The 25,403-nt window shown below is 63.9% G+C and carries 24 protein-coding genes; 13 read left to right on the forward strand and 11 right to left on the reverse strand.

Features of this window, described 5'->3' with window-relative positions; genetic code table 11:
* Positions 1–19 precede the first annotated feature (19 nt).
* Positions 20–874 carry a methyltransferase domain-containing protein gene (locus tag ACSR1C_RS01095; protein ID WP_460257474.1) on the reverse strand — a complete coding sequence of 285 codons (855 nt, stop codon included), beginning with the start codon at positions 872–874 and terminating at the stop codon, positions 20–22.
* A gap of 40 nt (positions 875–914) precedes the next feature.
* On the opposite strand from ACSR1C_RS01095, the gene ACSR1C_RS01100 reads away from it, so the two are divergent.
* From ACSR1C_RS01100 to ACSR1C_RS01115, 4 genes are read left to right on the forward strand one after another with little or no spacing between them, the layout of a single operon-like run.
* Positions 915–1,637: a double zinc ribbon domain-containing protein gene (locus ACSR1C_RS01100; RefSeq protein ID WP_460257475.1), complete on the forward strand. Its 723-nt coding sequence runs from the start codon at positions 915–917 to the stop codon at positions 1,635–1,637.
* 34 nt (positions 1,638–1,671) lie between these two features.
* Entirely contained in the window at positions 1,672–1,929 is a 258-nt protein-coding gene (grxC, locus tag ACSR1C_RS01105) for a glutaredoxin 3 (RefSeq protein WP_460257476.1), read from the forward strand.
* 3 nt (positions 1,930–1,932) lie between these two features.
* The gene (locus tag ACSR1C_RS01110) at positions 1,933–2,766 is read left to right on the forward strand and encodes a carbon-nitrogen hydrolase family protein (protein ID WP_460257924.1); all 834 of its coding nucleotides are present in this window, start codon (positions 1,933–1,935) and stop codon (positions 2,764–2,766) included.
* Positions 2,767–2,813: 47 nt separating this feature from the next.
* Positions 2,814–3,206 (forward strand): MarR family winged helix-turn-helix transcriptional regulator, encoded by a 393-nt coding sequence (locus ACSR1C_RS01115; RefSeq protein WP_460257925.1) that lies wholly within the window; start codon positions 2,814–2,816, stop codon positions 3,204–3,206.
* On the opposite strand, the gene ubiG is transcribed toward ACSR1C_RS01115, so the two are convergent.
* On the reverse strand, positions 3,203–3,949 hold the full coding sequence (gene ubiG / locus ACSR1C_RS01120) for a bifunctional 2-polyprenyl-6-hydroxyphenol methylase/3-demethylubiquinol 3-O-methyltransferase UbiG (RefSeq protein WP_460257477.1): 747 nt from the start codon (positions 3,947–3,949) through the stop codon (positions 3,203–3,205). The two genes, ACSR1C_RS01115 and ubiG, sit on opposite strands and share 4 nt — an antisense overlap.
* Before the next feature lie 70 nt (positions 3,950–4,019).
* Here ubiG and pip point away from each other — a divergent pair, with 70 nt between their 5' ends.
* The 5 genes from pip to infB all read left to right on the forward strand — a co-directional run bounded on the left by pip (position 4,020) and on the right by infB (position 10,502).
* Entirely contained in the window at positions 4,020–5,009 is a 990-nt protein-coding gene (pip, locus tag ACSR1C_RS01125) for a prolyl aminopeptidase (protein ID WP_460257478.1), read from the forward strand.
* Positions 5,010–5,146: 137 nt separating this feature from the next.
* Positions 5,147–5,716, forward strand: a complete 570-nt coding sequence (gene rimP, locus ACSR1C_RS01130; RefSeq protein ID WP_460257479.1) for a ribosome maturation factor RimP — start codon at positions 5,147–5,149, stop codon at positions 5,714–5,716.
* 3 nt (positions 5,717–5,719) lie between these two features.
* Positions 5,720–7,333, forward strand: a complete 1,614-nt coding sequence (nusA, locus tag ACSR1C_RS01135) for a transcription termination factor NusA (protein WP_460257480.1) — start codon at positions 5,720–5,722, stop codon at positions 7,331–7,333.
* Positions 7,334–7,353: 20 nt separating this feature from the next.
* A complete protein-coding gene (locus tag ACSR1C_RS01140; RefSeq protein ID WP_460257481.1) occupies positions 7,354–7,986 on the forward strand; it encodes an RNA-binding protein in 633 nt (210 codons plus the stop codon).
* Positions 7,983–10,502, forward strand: coding sequence for a translation initiation factor IF-2 (gene infB / locus ACSR1C_RS01145; RefSeq protein ID WP_460257482.1), 2,520 nt, complete (start codon positions 7,983–7,985; stop codon positions 10,500–10,502). The genes ACSR1C_RS01140 and infB overlap by 4 nt, the downstream gene beginning before the upstream one ends.
* A gap of 82 nt (positions 10,503–10,584) precedes the next feature.
* Here the strand turns inward: infB and ACSR1C_RS01150 are convergent, their stop codons facing one another.
* From ACSR1C_RS01150 to ACSR1C_RS01165, 4 genes are all read right to left on the reverse strand, one after another.
* The gene (locus tag ACSR1C_RS01150; protein WP_460257942.1) at positions 10,585–10,725 is read right to left on the reverse strand and encodes a hypothetical protein; all 141 of its coding nucleotides are present in this window, start codon (positions 10,723–10,725) and stop codon (positions 10,585–10,587) included.
* A 166-nt stretch (positions 10,726–10,891) separates the two neighbouring features.
* Positions 10,892–11,290 (reverse strand): (deoxy)nucleoside triphosphate pyrophosphohydrolase, encoded by a 399-nt coding sequence (locus tag ACSR1C_RS01155; RefSeq protein WP_460257483.1) that lies wholly within the window; start codon positions 11,288–11,290, stop codon positions 10,892–10,894.
* Positions 11,287–12,690: a bifunctional glutamate N-acetyltransferase/amino-acid acetyltransferase ArgJ gene (gene argJ, locus ACSR1C_RS01160; RefSeq protein WP_460257484.1), complete on the reverse strand. Its 1,404-nt coding sequence runs from the start codon at positions 12,688–12,690 to the stop codon at positions 11,287–11,289. The genes ACSR1C_RS01155 and argJ overlap by 4 nt, the downstream gene beginning before the upstream one ends.
* Positions 12,691–12,711: 21 nt before the next feature.
* A complete protein-coding gene (locus ACSR1C_RS01165; protein ID WP_460257485.1) occupies positions 12,712–13,557 on the reverse strand; it encodes a peptidylprolyl isomerase in 846 nt (281 codons plus the stop codon).
* 187 nt (positions 13,558–13,744) lie between these two features.
* Here ACSR1C_RS01165 and secA point away from each other — a divergent pair, with 187 nt between their 5' ends.
* The 3 genes from secA (at position 13,745) to ACSR1C_RS01180 (ending at position 19,228) form a co-directional block, all read left to right on the forward strand.
* Positions 13,745–16,441 carry a preprotein translocase subunit SecA gene (gene secA, locus ACSR1C_RS01170; RefSeq protein ID WP_460257486.1) on the forward strand — a complete coding sequence of 899 codons (2,697 nt, stop codon included), beginning with the start codon at positions 13,745–13,747 and terminating at the stop codon, positions 16,439–16,441.
* A gap of 171 nt (positions 16,442–16,612) precedes the next feature.
* Entirely contained in the window at positions 16,613–17,650 is a 1,038-nt protein-coding gene (locus tag ACSR1C_RS01175; RefSeq protein WP_460257487.1) for a hypothetical protein, read from the forward strand.
* 18 nt (positions 17,651–17,668) lie between these two features.
* Complete coding sequence (locus ACSR1C_RS01180) at positions 17,669–19,228, forward strand: substrate-binding domain-containing protein (RefSeq protein ID WP_460257488.1); 1,560 nt, start codon at positions 17,669–17,671, stop codon at positions 19,226–19,228.
* A 12-nt stretch (positions 19,229–19,240) separates the two neighbouring features.
* Here ACSR1C_RS01180 and radC read toward each other — a convergent pair whose 3' ends face one another.
* From radC to dnaK, 3 genes are all read right to left on the reverse strand, one after another.
* Positions 19,241–20,002 (reverse strand): RadC family protein, encoded by a 762-nt coding sequence (radC, locus tag ACSR1C_RS01185; RefSeq protein ID WP_460257489.1) that lies wholly within the window; start codon positions 20,000–20,002, stop codon positions 19,241–19,243.
* A gap of 52 nt (positions 20,003–20,054) precedes the next feature.
* Positions 20,055–21,203, reverse strand: coding sequence for a molecular chaperone DnaJ (gene dnaJ / locus ACSR1C_RS01190; RefSeq protein ID WP_460257490.1), 1,149 nt, complete (start codon positions 21,201–21,203; stop codon positions 20,055–20,057).
* 79 nt (positions 21,204–21,282) lie between these two features.
* On the reverse strand, positions 21,283–23,199 hold the full coding sequence (gene dnaK / locus ACSR1C_RS01195; RefSeq protein WP_460257491.1) for a molecular chaperone DnaK: 1,917 nt from the start codon (positions 23,197–23,199) through the stop codon (positions 21,283–21,285).
* A gap of 211 nt (positions 23,200–23,410) precedes the next feature.
* On the opposite strand from dnaK, the gene ACSR1C_RS01200 reads away from it, so the two are divergent.
* Positions 23,411–24,016 carry an alpha-ketoglutarate-dependent dioxygenase AlkB family protein gene (locus ACSR1C_RS01200; protein ID WP_460257492.1) on the forward strand — a complete coding sequence of 202 codons (606 nt, stop codon included), beginning with the start codon at positions 23,411–23,413 and terminating at the stop codon, positions 24,014–24,016.
* 89 nt (positions 24,017–24,105) lie between these two features.
* Here the strand turns inward: ACSR1C_RS01200 and ACSR1C_RS01205 are convergent, their stop codons facing one another.
* Together ACSR1C_RS01205 and ACSR1C_RS01210 are read right to left on the reverse strand one after the other, a co-directional pair.
* Positions 24,106–24,366, reverse strand: coding sequence for a YMGG-like glycine zipper-containing protein (locus ACSR1C_RS01205; protein ID WP_460257493.1), 261 nt, complete (start codon positions 24,364–24,366; stop codon positions 24,106–24,108).
* Between the two features lie 164 nt (positions 24,367–24,530).
* On the reverse strand, positions 24,531–25,352 hold the full coding sequence (locus tag ACSR1C_RS01210; protein WP_460257494.1) for an ABC transporter permease: 822 nt from the start codon (positions 25,350–25,352) through the stop codon (positions 24,531–24,533).
* Positions 25,353–25,403 lie beyond the last annotated feature (51 nt).

Consider the following 25,403-nt stretch of genomic DNA (forward strand, 5'->3'; position numbering starts at 1 on the left):
AGCTGCTTTTGCCCGGGGGTCAATCGCGGCGTGGCTGCACAGGGTCGGTCAGCGGCGTTTCATCGGTGCCCAGTGCATCGGCCAGCCGCGCGGCGGCGCTGCCGGGGCGCAGCGGCTTTTGCTGGCTGTCATGCGGGGCCCAGCCGGTCAGGAAGATCGTCTCGAACGTGGCGGGAATGCGCCCGTCGGGGCGGCTGTGCGCCTCGGCGTAACGGCGGGCGGCCTCGGCGAACAGGGCGCGGGGTGGCGGGGCGCGGTGGCGTTGGGCCAGGGCGTTGACCTCGCCCATGGCGCGCAGATCGGCCATCAGGTGAAACGGCGAGCGATAGGTGACGGTGCGTGCCGCACTGTCGGCCACGGGCAGGGCAAAGCCCGCCCGTTGCAGCAGCGCACCCAGATCGCGGATTTCGGCCATCGGGGCGACGCGGGGCGACAGGCCGCCGGTTACCTGTACCTCGGCCCCGGCCAGGGCGGTGCGCAACTCGTGCAGGGTCTGGCCGCCGAACAACACGCCGATGAACAGCCCGTCGGGTTTCAGCGCGTGGCGGCATTGCACCAGCTGGCCCACCGGATCGTTCGCCCAGTGCAGCGCCATGGCATGGACCACCAGATCATGCGCACCGGCGTCCAGCGCCAGAACCTCGTCATCCGGCACATGCACCGCGCCGGGCAACGCCCCATGCCACACCTGCGGAAAAGGAGAGATCACCGCGGGGGCCGTAAAGGTTCTGTTAACCTCTGTGAGTCTTTCCTGAACCTCGGCGGCGGCCTCTTCGTGCAGAAACAGCGCCGGATCGGCCAGCCGCAGGGCGCGGTCGCGGAACCGCTCCAATGCAGCGCGGTCGGTCAGGGTCGGGGCGTTCTGGGGTGTCATCGGCTCTCCTTGGGTTTGGGCGATATGTAGAAGGCATGGGATGGGATTGCAAAGCGCGCTTCGGCTGATCTATCCGCCGCAATGCATTTCCTGCGGCGCGCTGGTGGACAGCGATTTCGGCCTGTGCGGCCCCTGTTGGCGGGACACGCATTTCATTTCCGGGCTGGTCTGCGACACCTGCGGCACACCGCTGCCGGGTGACGATCCGGGCGGGGTGGTGCATTGCGACGATTGCCTGACGCGCGCCCGGCCCTGGGCGCGGGGGCGGGCGGCGGTGATTTACCGTGACAATGCGCGGCGGCTGGTGCTGGCGCTGAAACATGGCGACCGGGCCGAACTGGCCCGCCCCGCGGCCGTCTGGCTGGCCCGTGCGGCGGCGCCGATCCTGACCCCCGACATGCTGGTGGCGCCGATCCCGCTGCACCGGTTGCGGCTTTTGCGCCGGCGCTATAATCAGGCGGCGCTGCTGGCACAGGGGGTGGCGCGGCTTGCCGGGCTGGAACAGTGCCCCGATCTGCTGATCCGCGCCCGGCGCACCGCGTTTCAGGACGGCATGGGCGTGGAGGCCCGGTTTGCCAATGTCAGCGGCGCGATCCGCGCCCATCCCAAGCGCCGGGCGCGGATCGCGGGGCGGCATGTGCTGTTGGTCGATGACGTGATGACCTCGGGCGCGACGCTGACCGCAGCGGCCGAGGCATGCCGGGCCGCGGGGGCAAGCGATGTCTCGGCCCTGGTGCTGGCGCGCGTTGCGAAGGACGCGTGATCCCCTATAGTTGCCGCAACACGGGGATATGAACATGCAACCAGTCGAAATCTACACCACACCCACCTGCGGCTATTGCCAGATGGCCAAGCGGCTTTTGGCCCAGAAGGGCGTGACCTTTACCGAGATTGACGTCGCCGCCCAGCCCGACAAGCGGCAGGAGATGATGACCCGCGCCAATGGCGGCTATACCGTGCCGCAAATTTTCATCGGCGCGACCCATGTCGGCGGCTGCGACGAGCTTTATGCGCTGGACCGGGCAGGCAAGCTCGACCCGATGCTGGCGGGCTGAGTGATGCGCGCGGCCCTGTTGCAGATCTGTTCCAGTGACGATCCGGCCGAAAACCTGGTCACCGTGCGCGACATGATGCGCGTGGCGGCGGCGGGTGGCGCGGGGTTCGTGCTGACGCCCGAGGTGACCAATTGCGTGTCGTCCAGCCGATTGATGCAGCAGCGTGTGCTGCGCGTCGAGGAGGAGGACCAGACCCTTGCCGGATTGCGCGATGAGGCCGCCGCGCTGGGCGTGTGGCTGCTGATCGGCTCGCTCGGGATCAAGACGCATGACCCGGACGGACGTTTTGCCAACCGGTCGTTCCTGATCGGCCCCGATGGCGGGATCGTGGCGCGCTATGACAAGATCCACATGTTCGATGTGGATATCGGTGCGGGCGACAGTTTTCGCGAATCCGATGGCTATCGCCCCGGCGGGGCCGCCACGCTGGCGCAGGTGCCCTTTGGCGCGATCGGCATGACGGTCTGTTACGATCTGCGCTTTCCGCATCTTTATCGCGCGCTGGCCCAGGCGGGCGCCACCATCCTGATGGTGCCGGCGGCGTTCCATCCGGTGACAGGGGCCGCCCATTGGGAGGTTTTGCTGCGCGCCCGCGCGATTGAAACCGGCTGTTACGTGCTGGCCCCGGCGCAGACCGGCCACCACAAGACGCACGAGGGAAAGCCGCGCCAAAGCCATGGCCACAGCCTGGCAATCGCCCCCTGGGGCGAGGTTCTGGCCGATGCTGGCACAGAGCCCGGTGTGGTTTACGTTGATCTTGACTCGTCCGAGGTGGCAAAAGCCCGCAAACGTGTTCCATCCCTGACCCATGACCGGACATTCAAGGCCCCTGCGTGAGCAACACATCCGAAACCCTTGCCGTCTCGCTGTTCAGCGAATTGTTCATGGCCGATCAGCTGGCCCGCATCCGCCTGTCAAAGGCGCTGCCCAAGGGGATGGAACTGAGCCATTTTTCGGTGCTGAACCATCTGGCCCGGCTGGGCGAGGAACGTTCGCCCGCGCAACTGGCGCAAAGCTTTCACGTCACCCGTGGCGCCATGACCAACACGCTGAGCAAGCTGGAATGGGCCGGTCACGTCCATATCCGCCCCGATTGGGACGATGCCCGGCGCAAGATGGTATCGGTCAGCCCGTCGGGGCTGCGCGCGCGCGATGCGGCGATCGAGGCGATCTCGCCGCTGATCGCCGAGGTGGTTGATGACATCGGCGCCGACAAGGTGCGCGCCGCGCTGCCGGTGCTGCGCGCGTTGCGCCAGAAGCTGGGCGAAGGCGTCTAGGCCGGTTTCAGGCTGGCGGTGACGTAGTTCACGCTCAGATCGCGGTCGGATATGGACCAGCGCCAGGAAATCGGGCTGAAGACGAACCCCTTGCGGTCCACCGGATCGAACCCGGCCTTGGCCAGCAGGGCGAACAGTTCGTCCGGGGTGATGAACCTGTGCCATTCATGGGTGCCCTTGGGCAGCCAGCGCATCACCCATTCGGCCCCCAGAATCGCCACCGCAAAGCTTTTGGGATTGCGGTTGATGGTCGAACACAGCATCAGCCCGCCGGGTTTCAGCAGGGTCTGACAGGCGGTCAGATAGGCCAGCGGGTCGGCCACATGCTCGACCACTTCCATGTTCAGCACCACGTCGAACTGCTCGCCCGCTTCGGCCAGCGCTTCGGCGGTGGTATGGCGATAGTCGATCTGAAGCCCCGATTGCGCCGCATGGACCTGTGCCACGGGGATGTTGCCGGCGGCGGCGTCGGCACCCACCACGGTGGCGCCCAGCCGCGCCATCGGTTCCGACAAAAGCCCGCCGCCACAGCCGATATCCAGCAGGCGCAGCCCGCTGAACGGCACAGGTGCGGTCAGGTCGCGGTCGAATTCGGCGGCGATCTGCGCGGTGATATAGTCCAGACGGCAGGGATTCATCAGATGCAGCGGCTTGAACTTGCCTGCGGGATCCCACCATTCGGCGGCCATTGCCTCGAATTTGGCCACTTCGGCGGCATCAATCGTTGTTTCGGCGGCTTGCATAGGGCTCTCCGATCCGGTCTTCTTTGTTTCACCCCTGTCGGGGGTCGTTTCAGGGTTATATAGATCGGTAATGGACAAATCCGCAGGCCAAAAGCGCGCAGCGCATTTTCTTTTTCCCCCGCTCGTTCCGTTTGACCAGCGGATGCTGGATGTCGGTGACGGTCACACCTTGTATGTCGAGCAATGCGGCAACCCCGACGGAATCCCGGTCGTGGTGCTGCATGGCGGTCCCGGCGGCGGGTGCAGCCCGGCGATGCGGCGCTATTTCGACCCGGCGGAGTATCGCATCATCCTGTTCGATCAGCGCGGCTGCGGCCGCTCGCGCCCCCATGCCTGTGTGGACGATAACACGACCTGGCATCTGGTCGCGGATATCGAACGGATCCGCAGGGTGCTGGGCATTGATCGCTGGGTGGTGTTCGGCGGAAGCTGGGGCGCCACGCTGTCGCTGCTTTATGCCCAGACCCATCCCGACCGCGCGGCCTATCTGATCCTGCGCGGCGTGTTCCTGATGACGCAGGCCGAACTGGACTGGTTCTATGGCGGCGGGGCGGGGCAGTTCTGGCCCGATCTGTGGGCGCGCTTCGCCGCGCTGATCCCCGAAGATGAGCGCGGCAATATGATCGCCGCCTATCACAAGCGGCTGTTTTCCGGCGATCTGATGCTGGAGACCCGCTATGCCCGCGCCTGGGCGGCGTGGGAAAACGCCCTCGCCTCGATCGAGCATGACGGGCCGGTGGGCGATGCCCCGGCCGATTATGCCCGTGCCTTTGCCCGGCTGGAAAATCATTATTTCCAGAACGCCGGCTGGCTGGAGCGCGACGGGCAGATATTGCAGAACGTTTCGCTGATCTCGCATATTCCGGCGACGATCGTGCAGGGGCGTTACGATATGGTCTGTCCGCCATCCTCGGCCTGGGCGCTGGCCGAACGCTGGCGCCGCGCCGAGATGCGCATGGTGCCGCTGGCAGGCCACGCGCTGAGCGAGCCGGGGATCACCGCGGAACTGGTACGCACAACGAAAGCGGTGGCGCGGCAGGCGGGGCTGTTTGGGGTTTAAGGGTATCGCGGGCCTTGCAGACTCGTCCCCCATCCCGTATATGCCCCTCAACAGCGGCGCGCTGGCCTCCACCCCCGGCGCTCCACCGGACAGTAATGCACGGGCCGCGCGCCCGTTTTTTTGTTTTTGGACCACCCATGAACGATCTTATCGCAAAAGCCGCCATCGACCGGCGCCTGGCCGAAATCCTCCAGCCCGTGATCGAGGGACTGGGATTCGAACTGGTGCGCATCCGGCTGATGGGTGGCAAGACGGTAACGTTGCAGATCATGGCCGAACGTCCCGAGGGCGGGATCGAGGTGGATGACTGCGCGGCAATTTCGACCGCCGTATCCGCCACCATGGATGTCGAAGACCCGATCGACGACAATTATACGCTGGAAGTGTCCAGCCCCGGCATCGACCGGCCGCTGACCCGGCTCAAGGATTTCGATACCTGGGCAGGTTATGAGGCCAAACTTGAGACCGACGAGCTGATCGACGGGCGCCGCCGTTTCAAGGGCGAGCTGCGCGGGACCGAAGGCGACGAGGTTCTGATCGAGATCGAGGAAGGCGTGATCGGCCTGAAATTCGACTGGCTGACCGATGCCAAGCTGGTGCTGACCGACGATCTGATCCGCGAGATGCTGCGCCAGCGCAAGGCCGCCGGCATCGTGGACGAAGACCAATTCGACGAGATAGAAACAGACGCTTCCGAGGAGGAGTGAGGAATGGCGATTACCTCTGCAAACCAGCTGGAGCTGTTGCAAACCGCCGAGGCCGTGGCCCGCGAAAAGATGATCGACCCCGAACTGGTCGTTCAGGCGATGGAAGAAAGCCTCGCCCGGGCCGCCAAGTCGCGCTACGGGTCCGAGATGGACATCCGCGTTGCGATCGACCGCAAGACCGGCAAGGCCACCTTCACCCGGGTGCGCACCGTGGTCGAGGATGACGCGCTGGAGAATTACCAGGCCGAGCTGACCGTCGCACAGGCCAAGGGCTATCTTGACGATCCCAAGGTCGGCGACGAGATTCGCGATGAGGTGCCGCCGGTCGAAATGGGCCGGATCGCCGCCCAATCGGCCAAGCAGGTGATCTTGCAAAAGGTTCGCGAAGCCGAGCGTGACCGCCAGTACGAAGAGTTCAAGGACCGCGCCGGCACGATCATCAATGGTCTGGTCAAGCGCGAGGAGTACGGCAACGTCATCGTCGATATCGGCCGGGGCGAAGCCATTCTGCGCCGGAACGAAAAGATCGGCCGCGAAAGCTATCGCCCGAACGACCGGGTGCGCTGTTATATCAAGGACGTGCGCCGCGAGGCCCGCGGCCCGCAGGTTTTCCTGAGCCGCACCGACCCGCAGTTCATGGCCGAGCTGTTCAAGATGGAAGTGCCCGAGATTTACGATGGCATCATCGAGATTAAGGCCGTGGCCCGCGACCCCGGTTCGCGTGCGAAGATCGCCGTGATTTCCTATGACAACTCGATCGACCCCGTCGGTGCCTGCGTCGGTATGCGCGGCAGCCGGGTGCAGGCGGTGGTGAACGAGCTTCAGGGCGAAAAGATCGACATCATTCCGTGGAACGAGGATCAGCCGACCTTCCTGGTGAACGCGCTGCAACCGGCCGAGGTCACCAAGGTGGTTCTGGACGAAGAGGCCGAGCGGATCGAGGTTGTCGTGCCCGACGATCAGCTGTCGCTGGCCATCGGCCGGCGCGGTCAGAACGTGCGGCTTGCGTCGCAGCTGACCGGGCTTGATATCGACATCATGACCGAATCCGAGGAATCGGCGCGCCGTCAGGCCGAATTCGCCGAGCGCACCAACCTGTTCATGGAAGCGCTGGATCTGGACGAATTCTTTGCCCAGCTTCTGGTGTCCGAGGGGTTCACCTCGCTGGAAGAGGTGGCTTATGTGGATCAGGACGAGCTGTTGGTGATCGACGGGGTCGATGCGAGCACCGCCGAAGAGCTGCAGGCCCGGGCCCGCGACTATCTGGAAGCGGCCAACAAGAAGGCGCTGGAACATGCCCGCGAGTTGGGCGTCGAGGACAGCCTGGTTGAATTCGAGGGTCTGACACCCCAAATGATCGAGGCGCTGGCCGAGGACGATGTGAAGTCGCTCGAAGATTTCGCCACCTGCGCCGACTGGGAACTGGCCGGTGGCTGGACCACGGTTGACGGCCAGCGCGTGAAGGACGAAGGCGTGCTCGAGAAATTTGACGTCTCTCTGGAAGAGGCGCAGAATATGGTCATGACCGCGCGGATTCAGCTTGGCTGGGTTGATCCGGCCGAGCTGGCGGCGGGCGAAGACGACGCCCTTGAAGACGCAGAGGAGACCGAGGCCTGATCTCAGGTCTCGGGTGCGCTTTGGGCCGTGGCGGTCAACATAACACGCGGGAAGATCCCGAGCGGCGTTGCATCGTCACGGGCGAGGTTCAGCCCAAGGCGGGGCTGATCCGTTTCGTGGTCGGGCCGGGCGACGTGATCGTGCCCGATATCCTGGGCAAGCTGCCGGGCCGCGGCATCTGGGTGTCGGCAGACCGCGGCGCGCTGGAAACCGCGATCCGCAAGCGTCTGTTCGCCCGCGGGGCCAAACAGGCGGTTCAGTTGCCCGACGATCTGTATGCGCAGGTCGAGGCCGGGTTGGCGCGCCGGGTGATCGAAGGGATCTCGCTGGCGCGCAAGGCCGGGTTGGCGGTCGCTGGGTATGAAAAGGTGAAAGGCTGGCTGGGTAGTGGTGAGGCGACAGTGCTGATCCAGGCCAGCGACGGGTCTGAACGGGGGAAGACGAAACTGCGTCTGCCCTCGGAAACAAAGGCTTTTATAGGCTGTCTGACGGCTGCGGAATTGGGTTTGGCTTTCGGACGGGAACATGTGATACATGGCGCGCTTGCGGCTGGCGGACTCACTAAACGTGTAGTAGAGGATGCAGCCAAGCTTTCAGGCGTGCGCAAAGCGGACGGGGGCAATGCCCCTGCGAAAGGTACGAAGACCACATGAACGATAGTGACGGCAAGAAAACTCTCGGTGTGCGCGGCGGTCCGCGTTCCGGACAGGTGAAGCAAAGCTTCAGCCACGGGCGGACCAAGAGTGTCGTGGTCGAGACGAAGCGCAAGCGCGTGGTCGTTCCGAAACCCGGTGCCGGAAAAGGCGCCGGGGGCGCAACGCATCTGGGGGATCCGTCGAAACGGCCGGCTGGTATTTCCGACGCCGAGATGGAGCGCCGGCTGAAGGCGTTGCAGGCCGCAAAGGCCAACGAGGCCGAAGAGGCCAAGCAACGCGCCGCAGAAGAAAAGCGCCGCGAGGAAGATCGCCAGCGCCGCCGCGAAGATCTTGAAACCAAAGAGCGTGAAGAGCGCGAGCGCGAAGAAGCTGCCCGGCTGAAGGCCGAGGAAGAAGAGCGCAAGAAACGCGAAGCCGAGGAAGCCAAGAAGCGCGCGACCGAAGCTCCGGCAAAAGCTGCGGCCGCTGCGGCGGCGGCCCCTGCTGCTGCTGCACCTGGGGCCGAGGCCGAGGCCCAGCGTGGCGGCGGCAAGCCGACCCCGCGCAAGACCGAGCGCGAGCGCGACACCCGCGACGATCGCCCCACCCGTGCGAAGGCGCGCGATGACAGCCGCCGTTCCGGCAAGCTGACCGTCAACCAGGCGCTGACCGGCGGCGAAGGCGGGCGGCAACGCTCGATGGCCGCGATGAAGCGCAAGCAGGAACGGATGCGCCAAAAGGCCATGGGCGGCGCCGAGAGCCGCGAAAAGGTCGTGCGCGACGTTCAGGTGCCCGAAACCATCGTGGTGCAGGAGCTTGCCAACCGTATGGCCGAGCGTGTGGCCGATGTGGTCAAATCGCTGATGAACATGGGCATGATGGTCACGCAGAACCAGCCGATCGACGCCGACACAGCGGAACTGATCGTCGAAGAGTTCGGCCACAAGGTGGTGCGCGTGTCGGATGCCGACGTGGAACAGGTGATCGACAAGGTCGAGGACAAGGAAGAGAACCTCAAGCCGCGTCCGCCGGTCATCACCATCATGGGCCATGTCGACCACGGCAAGACCTCGCTGCTGGATGCGATCCGGCACGCCAAGGTTGTCTCGGGCGAGGCCGGCGGCATCACGCAGCATATCGGCGCCTATCAGGTGAAGACCGATAGCGGCGCGCTGCTGACCTTCCTCGATACCCCGGGCCACGCCGCGTTTACCTCGATGCGGGCACGCGGTGCCCAGGTGACGGATATCGTCGTTCTGGTCGTTGCCGCGGATGATGCGGTGATGCCGCAGACCATCGAGGCGATCAACCACGCCAAGGCGGCCGGCGTACCGATGATCGTGGCGATCAACAAATGCGACAAACCGTCCGCGAACCCCGACAAGGTGCGCACCGATCTGCTTCAGCATGAGGTCGTGGTCGAAAAGATGTCCGGCGACGTGCAGGATGTAGAGGTTTCGGCCGTTACCGGCCAGGGGCTGGATTCGCTGCTGGAAGCAATCGCGCTGCAGTCCGAAATTCTGGAACTGAAAGCCAACCCCGAGCGTGCCGCCTCTGGCGCCGTGATCGAGGCGCAGCTTGATGTGGGCCGCGGCCCCGTCGCCACGGTTCTGGTGCAGAACGGTACGCTGCGGCAGGGCGACATCTTTGTCGTGGGCGAGCAGTGGGGCAAGGTTCGCGCGCTGATCAACGACAAGGGCGAGCGCGTCGAAGAGGCCGGGCCGTCGGTTCCGGTCGAGGTTCTGGGCCTGAACGGCACACCCGAGGCCGGCGACGTTCTGAACGTGGTCGATACCGAAGCCCAGGCGCGCGAGATTGCCGAATACCGCCATCAGGCGGCCAAGGACAAACGCGCCGCTGCCGGGGCGGCCACGACGCTGGATCAGCTTCTGGCCAAGGCCAAGGAAGACAAAAATGTGCAGGAGCTGCCGATTCTGGTGAAGGCCGATGTGCAGGGTTCTGCCGAGGCGATCGTTCAGGCGATGGAAAAGATCGGCAACGAAGAGGTCCGCGTGCGGGTGCTGCATGTCGGGGTCGGTGCCATCACCGAAACCGATGTGGGTCTGGCCGAAGCGTCGGGCGCGCCGGTCATTGGCTTTAACGTGCGGGCCAACGCGCCGGCCCGGAGTGCGGCCAACCAGAAGGGTGTCGAGATTCGCTATTACTCGGTGATCTACGATCTGGTGGATGACGTGAAGGCGGCAGCCTCGGGCCTGCTGTCGGCAGAAATTCGCGAGACCTTCATCGGCTATGCCGAGATCAAGGAGGTCTTCAAAGTGTCCAACGTTGGCAAGGTTGCCGGCTGTCTGGTCACCGAAGGCGTGGCGCGCCGCTCTGCCGGTGTGCGCCTGCTGCGCGACAACGTGGTGATCCACGAGGGTACGCTGAAGACGCTCAAGCGTTTCAAGGACGAGGTGAAAGAGGTCACTTCGGGTCAGGAATGCGGTATGGCGTTTGAAAACTACGATGATATCCGCCCCGGCGACGTCATCGAGATTTTTGAGCGCGAAGAGATCGAACGGTCGCTGACGTAATCCGGCCCACCCGCCGAAAACAAACAAAAAGGACGGCTTGATCGGGCCGTCCTTTTTCATTTCATTCGCAGAATATGGTTGGTCAGGCTGCGGTTTTCTCGGACACCGGGCGGCCTTCGAAGACGCGCTCTCCGACGCGGACCTGAATGTTGCCGTTGCCCAGTTTGCGCACAAAAGCGCCCTGAACCGAAACGCAGCTTCCCATGGTAATTGTCTTGATCACGGTCATCCCCCCAACAGTGCTGTGACATTTCAAAGACAATACCGATTTTTTGTTAAAAATCACCTGAAAAAAGCGTCACGCACCTCGAATGCCCGCCTGAATATAAGGCAAAATTATGACATCCCTGTGCAGATGCGCGCAAAGTGATCGGAAAATCCCCGCCGATTTACAGCCAATCCCGCAAAATCGGGATCAGCGGGATATCGGCGGGCGGCATCGGGTAATCCTTCAGCGAATCACCGCGCACCCATTTCAGGGTCTGCCCTTCGCGCGGCTGCGGGATGCCTTTCCATTTGCGGCAGGCGAAAAGCGGCATAAGCAGGTGGAAATCATCATAGCCGTGGCTGGCGAAGGTCAGCGGCGCAAGGCAGCTTTCCCAGGTGTCGATGCCCAGCTCTTCGGCCAACTCGCGGATCAGCGCGGCCTCGGGGGTTTCGCCCGTCTCGACCTTGCCGCCGGGGAATTCCCACAGCCCGGCCATGGATTTTCCCGGCGGCCGCTGGGCCAGCAACACGCGACCCTCGACGTCGATCAGCGCGACGGCCGAGACCAGCAAGGTCTTCATGACCGATAATCGGCGTTGATGTCGATATAGCGATGCGTCAGATCGCAGGTCCAGACCGTGGCCGCGCCGGTGCCCAGCCCCAGATCGACACCGATCACCAGTTCGGGCTGCTTCATATAGGTGGCCCCGGCCTCTTCGGTATAGCTGGGCGCCACCCAGCCTTTTTCGGCCACCGCGATGTCGCCGAAACGGATCGACAGCAGGTCGCGATCGGCTTTGGCGCCGGATTTGCCCACCGCCATCACCACGCGGCCCCAGTTGGGATCCTCGCCCGCGACGGCGGTTTTCACCAGCGGCGAATTGGCGATCGACAGTGCGACCTTGCGCGCGTCGGCGGCACTGTCGGCACCGGTCACGGCGACCTCGACGAATTTGGTGGCGCCTTCGCCGTCCTTGACCACCTGATGCGCTAGATCGAGCATCACGGTTTTCAGCCCGACGGCGAAATCGCGGGCGGCTTTTGAGCGCAGATCGGTGATCTCAGGTGCCGCGCTTTGCCCCGTCGCCGCCAAAAGCAGCGTGTCCGAGGTCGAGGTATCCCCATCCACGGTGATGTTGTTGAATGTCTCATCCGTCAGGCGTGACAGGAAGCGTTGCAGGGGCGCCCGCGCGATTTTGGCATCGGTGAAGATATAGACCAGCATCGTCGCCATATCCGGCGCGATCATGCCGGACCCCTTGGCGATGCCCGCGATGGTGACGATTTCGCCGCCGATCTCGACCGTGGTTGTGGCCCCCTTGGGGAAGGTATCGGTGGTCATGATGGCGCGGGCGGCGTCGCCCATGGAACCTGCGTCAAGCGCTGCGGTCAGATCGCCCAGAACGGCGGTGATGCGGTCATGCGGCAGCGGTTCGCCGATCACCCCGGTGGACGAGGAAAAGACCCGCATCTGCGGCACGTTTGCGGCTTGGGCCACGGCGGCGGTGATCGCCTCGACCGACTGGCGGCCATTGTCGCCGGTAAAGGCATTGGCGTTGCCCGCGTTCACGATGATCGCCGCGCCCGCGTCGTCTGCGGGCAGGCCGATTTTGGCCTCGCAATCCAGAACCGGCGCGGCGCGGGTGGCCGAACGGGTAAAGACCCCGGCCATCTGCGTGCCGGGGGCCAGCCGGGCCAGCATCACGTCGATCCGGCCCTTGTAGCGCACACCGGCCGCGATGCTGGCAAATTCAACCCCGGCAATCGCCGGCAGCGCGGGCATCCCGCCCGCAGGCGCCAGCGGCGAGATGATCGGCGCAGCCTTCGCAACCGGGGCCGGGGTGGCCGGCGTCGGCTTGGCCTTTTTCTGGACCTTCAGTTTCTTGCGGAGCTTGGCGACCTCACGCTTGAAGACCTTTACCTCGTCTCCCTTGGGCGATTTGGCTTTTGCCTTGGTTTTGTCGGTGCCCTTCTTGGCCATCATCTGTCTCCGCAGTTGCGATCAGTCGTTCAGCAATTCCATATTACGCAACAGCGCGGGGTCAATCTCTGTTTCGCTGCGCTGAACGTCGGTCTGTGCGGTGATTTCGTCGATCGCCTTGGCAATGGCGGCCTGTTGCAGCTCGCCCGCAAGTTCCGGCGCGACCTCTTCCAGCGCGGGCGCGGCCATGTCGCGGGTTTCGTTCAGCTTGACGATATGCCAGCCGAATTGGGTCTGGATCGGGCCTGACACGTCGCCCGGCTGCATCGTCAGCACCGCGTCCTCGAACGGCTTGACCATCATGCCCTTGGAAAACCAGCCCAGTGCGCCGCCTGACGGACCCGACGGGCCGGTGGATTTCTCGCGCGCCAATTCCGCGAAATCGGCGCCGGCGTCCAACTCGGCCTTCAGTGCCTTGGCTTCTTCCTCGGTCTCGACCAGGATATGGGCAGCGTTGAATTCGGTTTCCGACGCGGCATCGGCATATTTCGCGTCATAGGCCTGCTGAATCGCTTCGTCGCTGACGGCATCGGCGGCAACGCGGTTCAGCGCCTCGCTGGCCAGAAAGGAGATACGCTCGTTCGCCAGCGCCAGTTGCGCCTCTTTGCTCAGGTCGTTCTCGATGGTCTGGCCGACGGCGATCTGGCGGATCAGCTGATCCAGCACAGCCTGATACAGAATCTCGTCGGGCAGCGTCTGATAATCCTGCGGCAGTTGCGCGGTCATCACGATCATCTGGCCCAGCGTGATGTCGCTGCCGCCCACGGTGGCAACCACGGTTTCGGCGGTCGGCTCTGCGGCCCAGACCGGGACGGACAGGCCGATGGCCAGCGTGGCGGCCAGCAGCGGTTTCATGAGGTTCGGCATCTGGGCAACTCCTTTGCGGCCGCACGGTCGGGCGACGTTGACACTGTTGGGGCAGGCGCTTACATCGCACCAAGGTCCGAAAGTGCCGGACCGCCCTTTTTTCATTGCCCTACCTATGCGGGGCAGCCGGGGTGGGCAAGGCATCCTCTTTCACGATCCCGATAAAGAGCCACCACGCGGAGAAAACATGCTGGGCATCGGAACACTCGCCAAAAAGGTTTTTGGCACGCCGAACGACCGCAAGATCAAAGCCACCCGTCCGATCGTGGAGAAGATCAACGCGCTGGAGCCTGATTTCGAGGTGCTGAGCGACGAGGGGATCAAGGAAAAGACCGCCGAGCTGGCCAAGCGCGCGGCCGATGGCGAAAGCCTGGATGCGCTGTTGCCAGAGGCATTCGCCAACTGCCGCGAGGCCGCGAAACGGGCGCTGGGCCTGCGCGCCTTTGACACACAGTTGATGGGTGGGATTTTCCTGCATCAGGGCAATATCGCCGAGATGAAGACCGGCGAGGGCAAGACCCTTGTCGCCACCTTTCCGGCCTATCTGAATGCGCTGACGGGCAAGGGTGTGCATATCGTTACGGTCAACGATTACCTGGCCAAGCGTGACGCCGAATGGATGAGCAAGGTCTACGGCGCGCTGGGGCTGAGCACCGGCGTGATCTATCCGCAGCAGCCCGAGGACGAAAAGAAAGCGGCCTATGCCGCCGACGTCACCTATGCGACCAATAACGAGCTGGGCTTCGACTATCTGCGCGACAACATGCGGTCCGACCTCAAGGACATGTCGCAGCGCGCGCATAACTTCGCCATCGTGGACGAGGTCGACAGCATCCTGATCGACGAGGCCCGTACGCCGCTGATCATCTCGGGCCCCAGTCAGGACCGGTCAGAGCTGTACGTGACCCTGAACGCGGTCATCCCCGGCATCATCCCGGACTATTACACGCTGGATGAAAAGCAGCGCAACGTGACCTTCACCGAAGAGGGTAACGAGTTCATGGAGCAGGAACTGACCCGGCTGGGCATCCTGCCCGAGGACCAGTCGCTGTATGACCCCGAAAGCACGACCATCGTGCACCACGCCACCCAGGCGCTGAAGGCGCACAAGCTGTTCCAGCGCGACAAGGATTACATCGTCCGCAACGGTGAGGTGATGCTGATCGACGAATTCACCGGCCGGATGATGGCCGGGCGGCGGTTGTCGGACGGGCTTCATCAGGCGATCGAGGCGAAAGAGGGGGTGACCATCCACCCCGAAAACGTCACGCTGGCCTCGGTCACGTTCCAGAATTATTTCCGCCTGTACGACAAGCTGGCCGGCATGACCGGCACCGCCCTGACCGAAGCCGAGGAATTCGACGAGATTTACGGCCTGGGCGTGGTCGAGGTGCCGACCAACCGGCCAATCGCGCGGGTGGACGAGCATGACGCGGTGTACCGCTCGGCCAAGGAAAAGTTCGAGGCGGTCGTCGACTCTATCAAAGAGGCCCACGCCAAGGGCCAGCCGATTCTTGTCGGCACCACCTCGATCGAAAAGTCCGAAATGCTGTCGGAGTTGCTGACCAAGGCCGGGATTCCGCATAGCGTGCTGAACGCCCGCCACCATGAACAAGAGGCCAAGATCGTGGCCGATGCCGGCCGTCTGGGCGCGGTGACCATCGCCACCAACATGGCCGGCCGCGGCACCGACATTCAGCTTGGCGGCAATGTCGAGATGAAGGTGATGGAGGCGCTGGACGCCGACCCCGACGCCGACCCCGAGGAAATTCGCGCCCGGATCGCCGCCGAACACGCGGATGAAAAGGAAAAGGTGCTGGCCGCTGGCGGTCTGTACGTTCTGGCGACCGAACGGCATGAAAGCCGCCGGATCGACAACCAGTTGCGCGGCCGGTCGGGTCGTCAGGGCGATCCGGGGCGGTCGTCCTTCTTTCTGTCGCTCGAAGATGACCTGATGCGCATCTTCGGGTCGGAACGGCTGGACAAGGTATTGTCGAGTCTGGGGATGAAAGAGGGCGAGGCGATCGTCCACCCCTGGGTCAACAAATCGCTGGAAAAGGCGCAGGCAAAGGTCGAGGGCCGCAATTTCGACATCCGCAAGCAATTGCTGAAATTCGACAATGTGATGAACGACCAGCGCAAGGTGATCTTCAGCCAGCGGCGCGAAATCATGGAGGCGCAGGATCTGTCCGAGATCGTGCAGGACATGCGCCATCAGGTGATCGACGATCTGGTCGGCGCCCATATCCCGGAACGCGCCTATCACGACCAGTGGGATGTTGAGGGGCTGTATGCCGCGCTGATCGAAAAGCTGAACCTGAATGTGCCAGTGATCGACTGGGCCGCCGAGGAAGGCGTCGATAGCACCGTGATCCGCGAACGGCTGGAAAAAGCCTCGGACGAGGCGATGGCCACCAAGGCGGTGCAGTTCGGCCCCGAAAACATGCGCAACATCGAAAAGCAGCTTTTGCTGCAGACCATCGACGCGAAATGGCGCGACCATCTGCTGACGCTGGATCACCTGCGCTCGGTCGTCGGGTTCCGGGGCTATGCACAGCGCGACCCGTTGAACGAATACAAGACCGAGGCGTTCGCGCTGTTCGAATCGCTGCTGGATGCGCTGCGCGAGGATGTCTCGCAGAAGCTGGGCCAGATCCGTCCGCTGACCGAAGAGGAACAGGCGGCGATGATGCAGCAGATGGTCGACCAGCAAAAGGCGATGCAGCCGCCGGCCCCTGCGCCCGATTCTGTTGCTGCGCCAGAGGCCCAGGTGGCCGGGTTCGATGAAAACGATCCCACGACCTGGGGTAATCCGGGTCGCAACGATCTGTGCCCCTGTGGTTCGGGCAAGAAATTCAAGCATTGTCACGGTCGGCTGACCTGATCCTTGTGCCCCTTTGTGGACATTGTTTGTTAAAATCAGTGTTCACCAGGCCGCAACAATCCTTTATATCGCCACGTAATCGCCCATTTCCGTGCGTAGTCACACCTTGACCGCTGAAGGAAAGGGTGCGTTGTGCAGTTCGATCGGAGGATACTCGCCACGGGTGCGATCTTGTTTGTAGCCTTTCTGGCCGGGCATTTCGTCCAGAACAGCGATCAGTTTCTCGGGGTAAAGAATACCAGGGTTCTGACGACTGCTGTCGATGCCGACACCGTTGTCGCGCCCCGGTCGGATCCGTCGTCGGCGATCAGCTTCGACGTGCAGGATATTCGACAGCTTTCCGCCCCCACCACCCAGGGTGCCGGTCGGCAGTCGGGCACCGTTGCTTTGCCCGCCGCCCCCGAGGTAACGCTGCATATGCCGGGCATCGGCACCGAAATCCCTGCGCTTGCCACACGCCTTTCCCGCCTGGATCAAGGCCGTTCCCGCCCCGAACCCGCACGGCAGAGGCTGAACCAATACGGCCTGCCCTGCGACACCGAACTGACCGCCACGCCGGCCGCCGGGGCCATGGTACACCTGTCGCTGAGCGCCAGTTGCCAACCCAATACGCGGGTCGACATCGTGCAGGACAGGCTGCGTTTCGCGGTCAGAACATCGCATACCGGCACCCTGACGCTTGACGTGCCCGCGCTGAGTGTGGCGCCGGTCTTCATGTTCGAATTTGCCGATGGCACGGTTCTGACGACTGCCGCCAGTGTGCCCGACGCCCGCGGTTATGCGCGTATGGCGCTGCAGTGGCAGGGTGACAACGCGATGCAGCTTCACGCGCTGGAATTCGGCGCGGATTACGACGACAAGGGTCATGTCTGGAACGGCAACCCGCGCGACCCGGCCTATGGCGACACCGCGCGGGGCGGGTTCCTGACCCGTCTGGGCGACCCGGCCCTGCCCGGCGCGCGCCTGGCCGAGATCTATAGCTACCCTTCGGCCGAAAGCCGGGAAGAAGGCGTGGTGCGCATCAGCGTCGAAGCCGAGGTGACACAGGCCAATTGCGAGCGTGAAATCATCGCCGAGGTTCTGCAACCGGGCGCCGACGGAAAGATGCAAAGCGCCGAGGTCAGCATGGCCGTACCTGATTGCGACGCCTTGGGTGAATTTCTGGTGTTGAAAAACATCCTGCAAGACCTGAAGATCGCGCATAACTGACGCGATGTAGTCTGACACATGAACCGGCCCCTTGTCAGCGTGGCGATTTTCGCCGCGCTTCTTTTCTTTGGCCTGACCGTCCCGGTCCACGCGCAGGATGTCACCCTGACCTCGCGCGATGGCACGATCACGGTCAACGGCACGCTGTTGTCTTTTGACGGGGAATTCTATCGCGTCGATACCGCCTATGGCGCGCTGACGCTTGACGGGCAGGGTGTGCTGTGCGCCGGCACGGGCTGTCCCGACCTGGCGGCCTATGTGGCCACGTTCAGCTTTTCCGGCGCGCCGGCGATGGGCGAGGTTCTGATGCCCGCCCTGATCGAGGCCTATGCCGCCCGGCGCGGTCTGCGCGTGCGGCGGGTGGTGCAAAGCGATACCAGTTTTCAGTTCGAACTGACCGATGCCGCCACCGCCCGCCTGGTGGCGCGGATCGGGTTTCGGCTGAACTCCACCGCCGAGGGTTTTGCCGATCTGGTGGCCGAAGAGGCCGATATCGTGATGGCGATGCGCGAAATACGGCCCGCAGAACTGGCGCTGGTGCAGGAGGCCGGGCTGGGCGATCTGTCCGCCCCCGACCGCAGCCGGATCGTGGCGCTGGATGCGCTGGTGCCGGTGGTGGCGCGGGGCAATCCGGTGGACCGGATGGCGGTTGCCGATTTGGCGGCGATCCTGGCCGGGCAGATCACGGACTGGCCGGGGCAGCCGGGCGCGCAGGTCGCGCTGCATATGCGCGAAATCGGGTCAGGGCCGCAGCAGGCGGTCGAGGACCGGCTGCTGACGCCGCTGGGTCTGACGCCCGGCAGGGCCCTGCGGTATCACGCCCGCGACGCCGATCTGGCCGATGCGGTGGCCGCCGATCCGCTGGCGCTGGGCGTGGCGCGGTTTTCCGAACTTGGCAATGCGGTGCCGCTGCGGTTGCAGGGCCGCTGCGGGATGCCGCTGCCGCTGAACCGCCAAAGCCTGAAAACCGAGGATTACCCCTTTAGCGCGCCGCTGTTGCTGTACACGCCTGCGCGGCGGTTGCCGTTGTTCGCGCGGGAATTTCTGGCCTATCTGTCCACCCCGCCGGCGCAACGGGTGGTCCGGCGCGCCGGGTTCGTCGATCAGACCCGCGAAGAGATCGCGCTGGGCGCGCAGGGCACCCGGCTGGCCAATGCCATCGCCAATGCGGGCGCCGAGGTGCCGCTGGACGAGTTGCAGCGCATGGTGGCGGGGCTGCGCGGGGCGGTGCGCCTGACGCCGACATTCCGGTTTCGCGGCGGCTCGACCGAACTGGACGTGCAGTCGGCGGGCAACGTGACCGATCTGGCCCAGGCGCTGGAGGCCGGCCTGTTCGACGACCGGCAGATGCTGTTCGTCGGGTTCAGCGATGGCGAGGGCGGGTGGGAGGCCAACCGCCGCATCGCCCGGCAGCGCGCCGAGGCGGTCCGCAATGCGGTGCGCGACGCGGCGATTGCCGCCGATCCGGGGCGGATCCGGCTGACGGTGGCCGCGTTTGGCGAGGCGTTGCCGATGGCCTGCGACGATACCGACTGGGGCCGGGGTATGAACCGGCGGGTTGAGGTCTGGCTGCGCTGACCGCTGGCCGGGCTACAGATACCCGGCCGAGCGAAAGCTCAACTCGCGCGATTTTCCGACGATGATATGATCGTGCAGCGCAAGGCCCAGAACCTCTGCCGCGTCGGCGATCTGGGCGGTTACGGTGATATCGGCCTCTGACGGGGTCGGGTCGCCCGACGGGTGGTTGTGCACCAGAATCAGGGCCGAGGCGTTCAGTTCCAGCGCGCGCTTGACCACCTCGCGCGGATAGACCGGCACATGATCGACCGTGCCCTGCGCCTGCGCCTCATCCGCGACCAGAACGTTCTTTCGGTCAAGGTACAGCACGCGGAACTGCTCCGTCTCGCGGTGGGCCATGGCGGTGTGGCAATAATCCAGCAGCGCGTCCCAGCCGGAAATCACCGGCCGTTGCATCACGCGGGCGCGGGCCAGCCGGTGCGCCGCGGCCTCGACGATCTTCAGTTCCTGCACCACTGCATCGCCGACGCCGTCCACCTCTTTCAGGCGGGCGATGGGGGCCGATAGGATGCGGTTGAAATCGCCGAACCGGTCCAGCAGGCGGCGGGCCAGCGGTTTGACATCCTGGCGCGGAATCGCGCGGAACAGGACCAGTTCCAGCAATTCGTAATCCGGCATCGCCGCTGCCCCACCTTCGATGAAGCGGGCGCGCAGCCGTTTGCGGTGATCGCGGATGTACGAGGGCAGCCGGTCCCCGGCCCGCAGCACGGGCGCCGCAGGGACCGCATCGAACAGCGGCAGGGGGGAGTCGGAAAAGGCATCGGGCCGGGTCATGGCCCGATGCTTGCAGAACTTGCTGAATGAAAGGTTAACCGCGCCGGGCGCGTCAGCTTTTCATCTGGTCCCAGAAGCTTTTGACCTTGGTGAAAAAGGTGCTGCTTTCGGGGTTGTTGTCTTCGCTCATCTTTTCGAATTCGCGCAGCAACTCTTTTTGACGCCCGGTCAGGTTGACCGGGGTTTCCACCGCCAGTTCGATGAACATGTCGCCGTAGCCGCCGCCGCGCAGCGCGGGCATCCCCTTGCCGCGCAGGCGCATCTGCTTGCCGGTCTGGCTGCCTGCGGGGATCTTCACGCGCGACCGGCCGCCGTCGATCGTCGGCACCTCGATGTCGCCGCCCAAGGCGGCCGATGTCATCGACACCGGCACAAGGCACGACAGGTTCACGCCCTCGCGGTCGAAGATCGGGTGCTCGGCCACCTCGATGAAGATATAAAGATCGCCGGTCGGCCCGGCGCGCAGCCCGGCCTCGCCCTCGCCGGCCAGACGGATCCGCGTGCCGGTTTCGACCCCGGCGGGGATGTTGACGTTCAGCGAGCGCTCTTTTTCGACGCGGCCCGCGCCGCCGCAGGCCTCGCAGGGGTTCTTGATGATCTGGCCAAGACCGCCGCAGGTCGGGCAGGTGCGTTCAACGGTGAAAAAGCCCTGCTGCGCGCGCACCTTGCCCATGCCCGAACAGGTGGGGCAGGTGCTGGGCTCGGCCCCGCTTTCGGCGCCGGTGCCGTGGCACAGCGCACAGGAAACCGAGGTCGGCACGTTGATGGTTTTCTGAAGCCCGGCGAAGGCCTCTTCCAGCGTGATCCGCAGGTTATAGCGCAGATCCGAGCCGCGCGCGGCCCGTTGCCGCCCGGCCCCGCCACCGCCGCGCCCGCCCATGAAATCGCCGAACAGATCGTCGAACACATCCGAAAAGGCCGAGGCGAAATCGCCATGGCCACCGGGATGCCCGCCGCGCGGGCCGCCCATCCCGCCTTCGAAAGCGGCATGGCCGAACCGGTCATAGGCGGCTTTCTTGTCGGGATCCTTCAGCGTCTCATAGGCTTCGTTCACTTCCTTGAACTGGGCCTCGGCGTTGGGATTGTCCGAATTTCGATCCGGGTGCAATTCCTTGGCCTTGGTGCGATAGGCTTTCTTCAGCTCATCGGCAGAGGCCTCTTTTCCGACGCCCAGAACCTCGTAAAAGTCGCGTTTTGCCATCAGCTGTTATCCTCTTGGTGAACACGCAAGGGCCGGCCCGGTTCATTCGCCCGGACCGGCCGCAAGGGTTCTGACGCTCTTAGGAGCGTTTGTCGTCGTCCAGGTCTTCGAAATCGGCATCGACGATATCGTCGTCAACGCCACGCGGCTCATCCGCCCCATCGGCCGCGGACTCGCCCGCGCCTTCCTGTTGGGACTTGTAGATTGCCTCGCCAAGTTTCATCGCGGCTTCGGTGACGTTCTGGATGCCGGACTTGATCTTGCCCGCGTCATTGCCTTCCAGCTGATCCTGCAGTGCGCTGATCGCCAACTCGATCGCCTCGATCGTGGTCGGATCGACCTTGTCGGCGTGCTCCTGCATCGACTTTTCGGTCGAATGGATCAGACTTTCGGCCTGGTTCTTGGCTTCGACCAGTTCGCGACGATCCTTGTCGGCCTCGGCATTCGCCTCGGCGTCCTTGACCATCTGATCGATGTCTTCGTCGGACAGACCGCCAGAGGCCTGGATCGTGATCTTCTGTTCCTTGCCGGTGCCCTTGTCCTTGGCGCCCACTTCAACGATGCCGTTGGCGTCGATATCGAAGGTCACCTCAATCTGCGGCAGGCCGCGCGGTGCCGGCGGGATGTCTTCCAGATTGAACTGGCCCAGCAGCTTGTTGTCGGCGGCCATTTCACGTTCGCCCTGGAACACGCGCAGGGTCACGGCGTTCTGGTTGTCTTCGGCGGTCGAGAAGATCTGCGACTTCTTGGTCGGGATCGTGGTGTTGCGGTCGATCAGGCGGGTGAAGACACCGCCCAGCGTTTCGATCCCCAGCGACAGCGGGGTCACGTCGAGCAGGACCACATCCTTGACGTCGCCTTGCAGAACGCCGGCCTGAATGGCGGCACCCATGGCCACCACTTCGTCCGGGTTCACGCCCTTGTGCGGCTCCTTGCCGAAGAATTTGGTTACTTCTTCCACGACTTTCGGCATCCGGGTCATACCGCCGACCAGAACCACCTCGTCGATGTCAGAGGTCGACAGACCGGCGTCTTTCAGCGCGGCGGCGCAGGGTTTCATCGAGCCCTTGATCAGGTCGCCCACCAGGCTTTCCAGCTTGGCGCGGGTCAGCTTCATCACCAGGTGCAGCGGCTGGCCGCCCTTGGGATCCATGCTGATGAAGGGCTGGTTGATTTCGGTCTGCTGCGAAGAGGACAGTTCGATCTTGGCCTTTTCAGCGGCCTCTTTCAGGCGCTGCAGGGCCATCTTGTCTTTCGTCAGATCGACGCCGTTTTCCTTTTTGAACTCGTCGGCCAGATACCGGACGATCCGCATGTCGAAATCTTCGCCGCCCAGGAAAGTGTCGCCATTGGTGGATTTCACCTCGAACAGACCGTCGTCGATTTCCAGGATGGTGATGTCGAACGTGCCGCCGCCAAGGTCATAGACGGCGATGGTCTTGGTCTCTTTCTTGTCGAGGCCATAGGCCAGCGCGGCCGCGGTGGGTTCGTTGATGATGCGCAGCACTTCCAGACCGGCGATCCGGCCTGCGTCCTTGGTGGCCTGGCGCTGGGCGTCGTTGAAATAGGCGGGTACGGTGATGACGGCCTGCGTCACTTCCTCGCCCAGGTAGGATTCGGCGGTCTCTTTCATCTTTTGCAGGATGAAGGCCGAAATCTGGCTGGGGCTGTACTTCTCGCCGTTGGCTTCGACCCAGGCGTCGCCATTGCCGCCATCGACAATGCTGTACGAGACGTGTTCCTTGTCTTTCGCGACTTCGGGGTCGTCGGCGCGGCGGCCGATCAGGCGCTTCACCGCGAAAATGGTGTTGGTGGGGTTGGTGACGGCCTGGCGCTTGGCCGGCTGGCCCACAAGGCGTTCATTGTCGGTGAAACCGACGATCGAGGGCGTCGTGCGCGCCCCTTCGGCATTTTCGATCACACGGGGTTGCGAACCATCCATGATGGCAACGCAGGAGTTGGTCGTCCCGAGGTCGATCCCGATGACTTTGGCCATAATACTCTACCTCTTCTTTAGGCGATGTTATGGAGATCGGACCCTGAAAAGGCTTCCGCTCTCCGATCCCAAATTTGACCGGGGCTCGCCCCCGATCGTGCTTCCCGGCGTATATAAGGAGGGGGGCAGGGGGCTGCAAGCGCCGGGCATGACGGAAATGTGAGGCTGTGACATGAAAAACCGGGCCAATTCCGATGTTTCCGGGGGAACGGTGCGACCGACCGCAACCATTCGGGGATTCGCGTTGTACAAGGGGCTGCTCGATCCGGGCGGGCAGCATGACATGGTGGCCGCGCTGCGCGAGGTGATTCAGGCCGCCCCGCTGTTTTCCCCGATGACACCTTATGGTCACCCGATGCGGGTGCGCATGACCTCGGCCGGGCGCTTTGGCTGGTATTCGGCCCGGGCCGGCTATCGCTATGTGCCGCGCCATCCGTCGGGGGCGGCCTGGCCGCCGGTCCCGCCACAGGTGCTGACCGTCTGGCAGGCGGTGACCGGGCTGGCGCGGCAGCCCGATTGCTGTTTGATCAACTTTTACGGCGCCGAGGCGCGGATGGGGATGCATCAGGACCGGGACGAGGCGGATTTCACCTGGCCGGTTGTGTCGATTTCGTTGGGGGACGAGGGGCTGTTTCGCATCGGCAACACCACACGCGGCGGCAAGACCGAAAGCCTGTGGCTGCAATCGGGCGATGTGATGGTGATGGGGGGCGCGGCGCGGTTGACCTATCACGGGATCGACCGGATCAGGCCGGGCTCGTCCACGCTGCTGCCCGCGGGCGGTCGGATCAACCTGACGCTGCGGGTGGTGGATTAGCGACTGACAAACGCCCCGGCGCAGGTTGGCGCGCCGGGGCGAAAGGCCATCAGGTCACGCGGGGACCGATGCGGTGGGGACCGATGCGGTCAGGACGGGCACTCGGCCGTGTACTGGGTGCCGTCCGGATAGCGATAGATGCACATGCCGGGCTGGGTCGCATTGCCGATCAGCGCACCTGCGGTGGCGCCGACGACGGCACCCAGAATGGCACCCCCGGTTTCATCCTCGCCGGCGGTTGCGGCGCCGATCGCAGCCCCGGTCAGGCCGCCAAGGGCCGCGCTTTGTTCGGTGGTTTCACAGGCGGCAACGGCCGCGACCATGCTCAGGGCAATCAGAATTCTATTCATGACAGTCTCCGTCTTTTTTGATGTGGCCGCCCTGCGCATTACGATATTTCGCAACTTTGACAGCCGGCTCCCGGAAAGTAACGCCGCAGCGAACGGATTGTTCCATGACTTACGTCAAGCGGGGCCCCGTTGGGCGGATGTATGCCGATCCGGCACAATCGGCGTCAGCGCCGGGCGTTCCAGCTAAGCGAGGCCTGTTTGCGGGTATAGAACTCGCCCATCAGGCCGAGCATCATCAGCGCGAGCGACAGGAAGAACGGATAGCCGGTCGACGAGAAATGCGGATTGTAGTTGATGAACACAAAGCCGCGGGCCTGATCGATGGTGTGAAACAGCGGGTTCCAGTCGAACCATGCCAGCATATAGCCCGGCAGGCTGTTGGCCACGAACATCTTGCCCGACGCGACCATGTTGGCACGCTGATAGACTGAAGACACGATGCTGACGAAACCCGGCGCCCAGGGTTTGATCGCCAGCAGCAGCATGCCGATCGCCGCGCCCGAGAACCACGCCAGCAGGACCATGCCCATTGCGGCGGCGGGCTGATCGATGGTGATCGGGACGAAGGCCACATGATAGATGAAAAGCACAACGGCCATCGACAGGACCTGGATATACAGCGACGCCAGCGCGGCCGAACTGATCGCGACAACCGTGTTCATCGGCGCGTGTTTCATCATCGCCGAGGCGGGCCCTTCGGAACTGACGACCGAACCAAGTGCCTTGTTGTGGGTCATGAACAGGAAAATGCCCGACATGATATACAGCAGGAAATCGCCGCGTATGGCATTGCCGCGCAGGCCCAGAACCGCGAACATGAAATAGAACGCCGCGACGAAGAACACCGTCTGAAGGATGTTCATCATCAACCCCATCAGCGCATTGCCATGGCTCCGGCGGACGTCCCGCACGGTGGCATGGTAGATCAGGCTCAGCAGGTGAAACCCGCTGTGAAGGTTGTTTTTGGGTCTGCTCGACGAAAACATTATCTGACCGTCGGTTGAAAATTCTGGCAGCCGTTCCTGCCCGTCTTGCCG

The sequence above is a fragment of the Actibacterium sp. D185-2 genome (assembly GCF_054954595.1).

What these genes read in the sequence shown, in the direction of transcription:
- ACSR1C_RS01095 (WP_460257474.1), bottom strand. Translation starts at nt 874, where the DNA reads ATGACACCCCAGAACGCCCCGACCCTGACCGACCGCGCTGCATTGGAG.
- ACSR1C_RS01100 (WP_460257475.1), top strand. Translation starts at nt 915, where the DNA reads ATGGGATTGCAAAGCGCGCTTCGGCTGATCTATCCGCCGCAATGCATT.
- grxC (WP_460257476.1), top strand. Translation starts at nt 1,672, where the DNA reads ATGCAACCAGTCGAAATCTACACCACACCCACCTGCGGCTATTGCCAG.
- ACSR1C_RS01110 (WP_460257924.1), top strand. Translation starts at nt 1,933, where the DNA reads ATGCGCGCGGCCCTGTTGCAGATCTGTTCCAGTGACGATCCGGCCGAA.
- ACSR1C_RS01115 (WP_460257925.1), top strand. Translation starts at nt 2,814, where the DNA reads ATGGCCGATCAGCTGGCCCGCATCCGCCTGTCAAAGGCGCTGCCCAAG.
- ubiG (WP_460257477.1), bottom strand. Translation starts at nt 3,949, where the DNA reads ATGCAAGCCGCCGAAACAACGATTGATGCCGCCGAAGTGGCCAAATTC.
- pip (WP_460257478.1), top strand. Translation starts at nt 4,020, where the DNA reads ATGGACAAATCCGCAGGCCAAAAGCGCGCAGCGCATTTTCTTTTTCCC.
- rimP (WP_460257479.1), top strand. Translation starts at nt 5,147, where the DNA reads ATGAACGATCTTATCGCAAAAGCCGCCATCGACCGGCGCCTGGCCGAA.
- nusA (WP_460257480.1), top strand. Translation starts at nt 5,720, where the DNA reads ATGGCGATTACCTCTGCAAACCAGCTGGAGCTGTTGCAAACCGCCGAG.
- infB (WP_460257482.1), top strand. Translation starts at nt 7,983, where the DNA reads ATGAACGATAGTGACGGCAAGAAAACTCTCGGTGTGCGCGGCGGTCCG.
- ACSR1C_RS01155 (WP_460257483.1), bottom strand. Translation starts at nt 11,290, where the DNA reads ATGAAGACCTTGCTGGTCTCGGCCGTCGCGCTGATCGACGTCGAGGGT.
- argJ (WP_460257484.1), bottom strand. Translation starts at nt 12,690, where the DNA reads ATGGCCAAGAAGGGCACCGACAAAACCAAGGCAAAAGCCAAATCGCCC.
- ACSR1C_RS01165 (WP_460257485.1), bottom strand. Translation starts at nt 13,557, where the DNA reads ATGCCGAACCTCATGAAACCGCTGCTGGCCGCCACGCTGGCCATCGGC.
- secA (WP_460257486.1), top strand. Translation starts at nt 13,745, where the DNA reads ATGCTGGGCATCGGAACACTCGCCAAAAAGGTTTTTGGCACGCCGAAC.
- ACSR1C_RS01180 (WP_460257488.1), top strand. Translation starts at nt 17,669, where the DNA reads ATGAACCGGCCCCTTGTCAGCGTGGCGATTTTCGCCGCGCTTCTTTTC.
- radC (WP_460257489.1), bottom strand. Translation starts at nt 20,002, where the DNA reads ATGACCCGGCCCGATGCCTTTTCCGACTCCCCCCTGCCGCTGTTCGAT.
- dnaJ (WP_460257490.1), bottom strand. Translation starts at nt 21,203, where the DNA reads ATGGCAAAACGCGACTTTTACGAGGTTCTGGGCGTCGGAAAAGAGGCC.
- dnaK (WP_460257491.1), bottom strand. Translation starts at nt 23,199, where the DNA reads ATGGCCAAAGTCATCGGGATCGACCTCGGGACGACCAACTCCTGCGTT.
- ACSR1C_RS01205 (WP_460257493.1), bottom strand. Translation starts at nt 24,366, where the DNA reads ATGAATAGAATTCTGATTGCCCTGAGCATGGTCGCGGCCGTTGCCGCC.
- ACSR1C_RS01210 (WP_460257494.1), bottom strand. Translation starts at nt 25,352, where the DNA reads ATGTTTTCGTCGAGCAGACCCAAAAACAACCTTCACAGCGGGTTTCAC.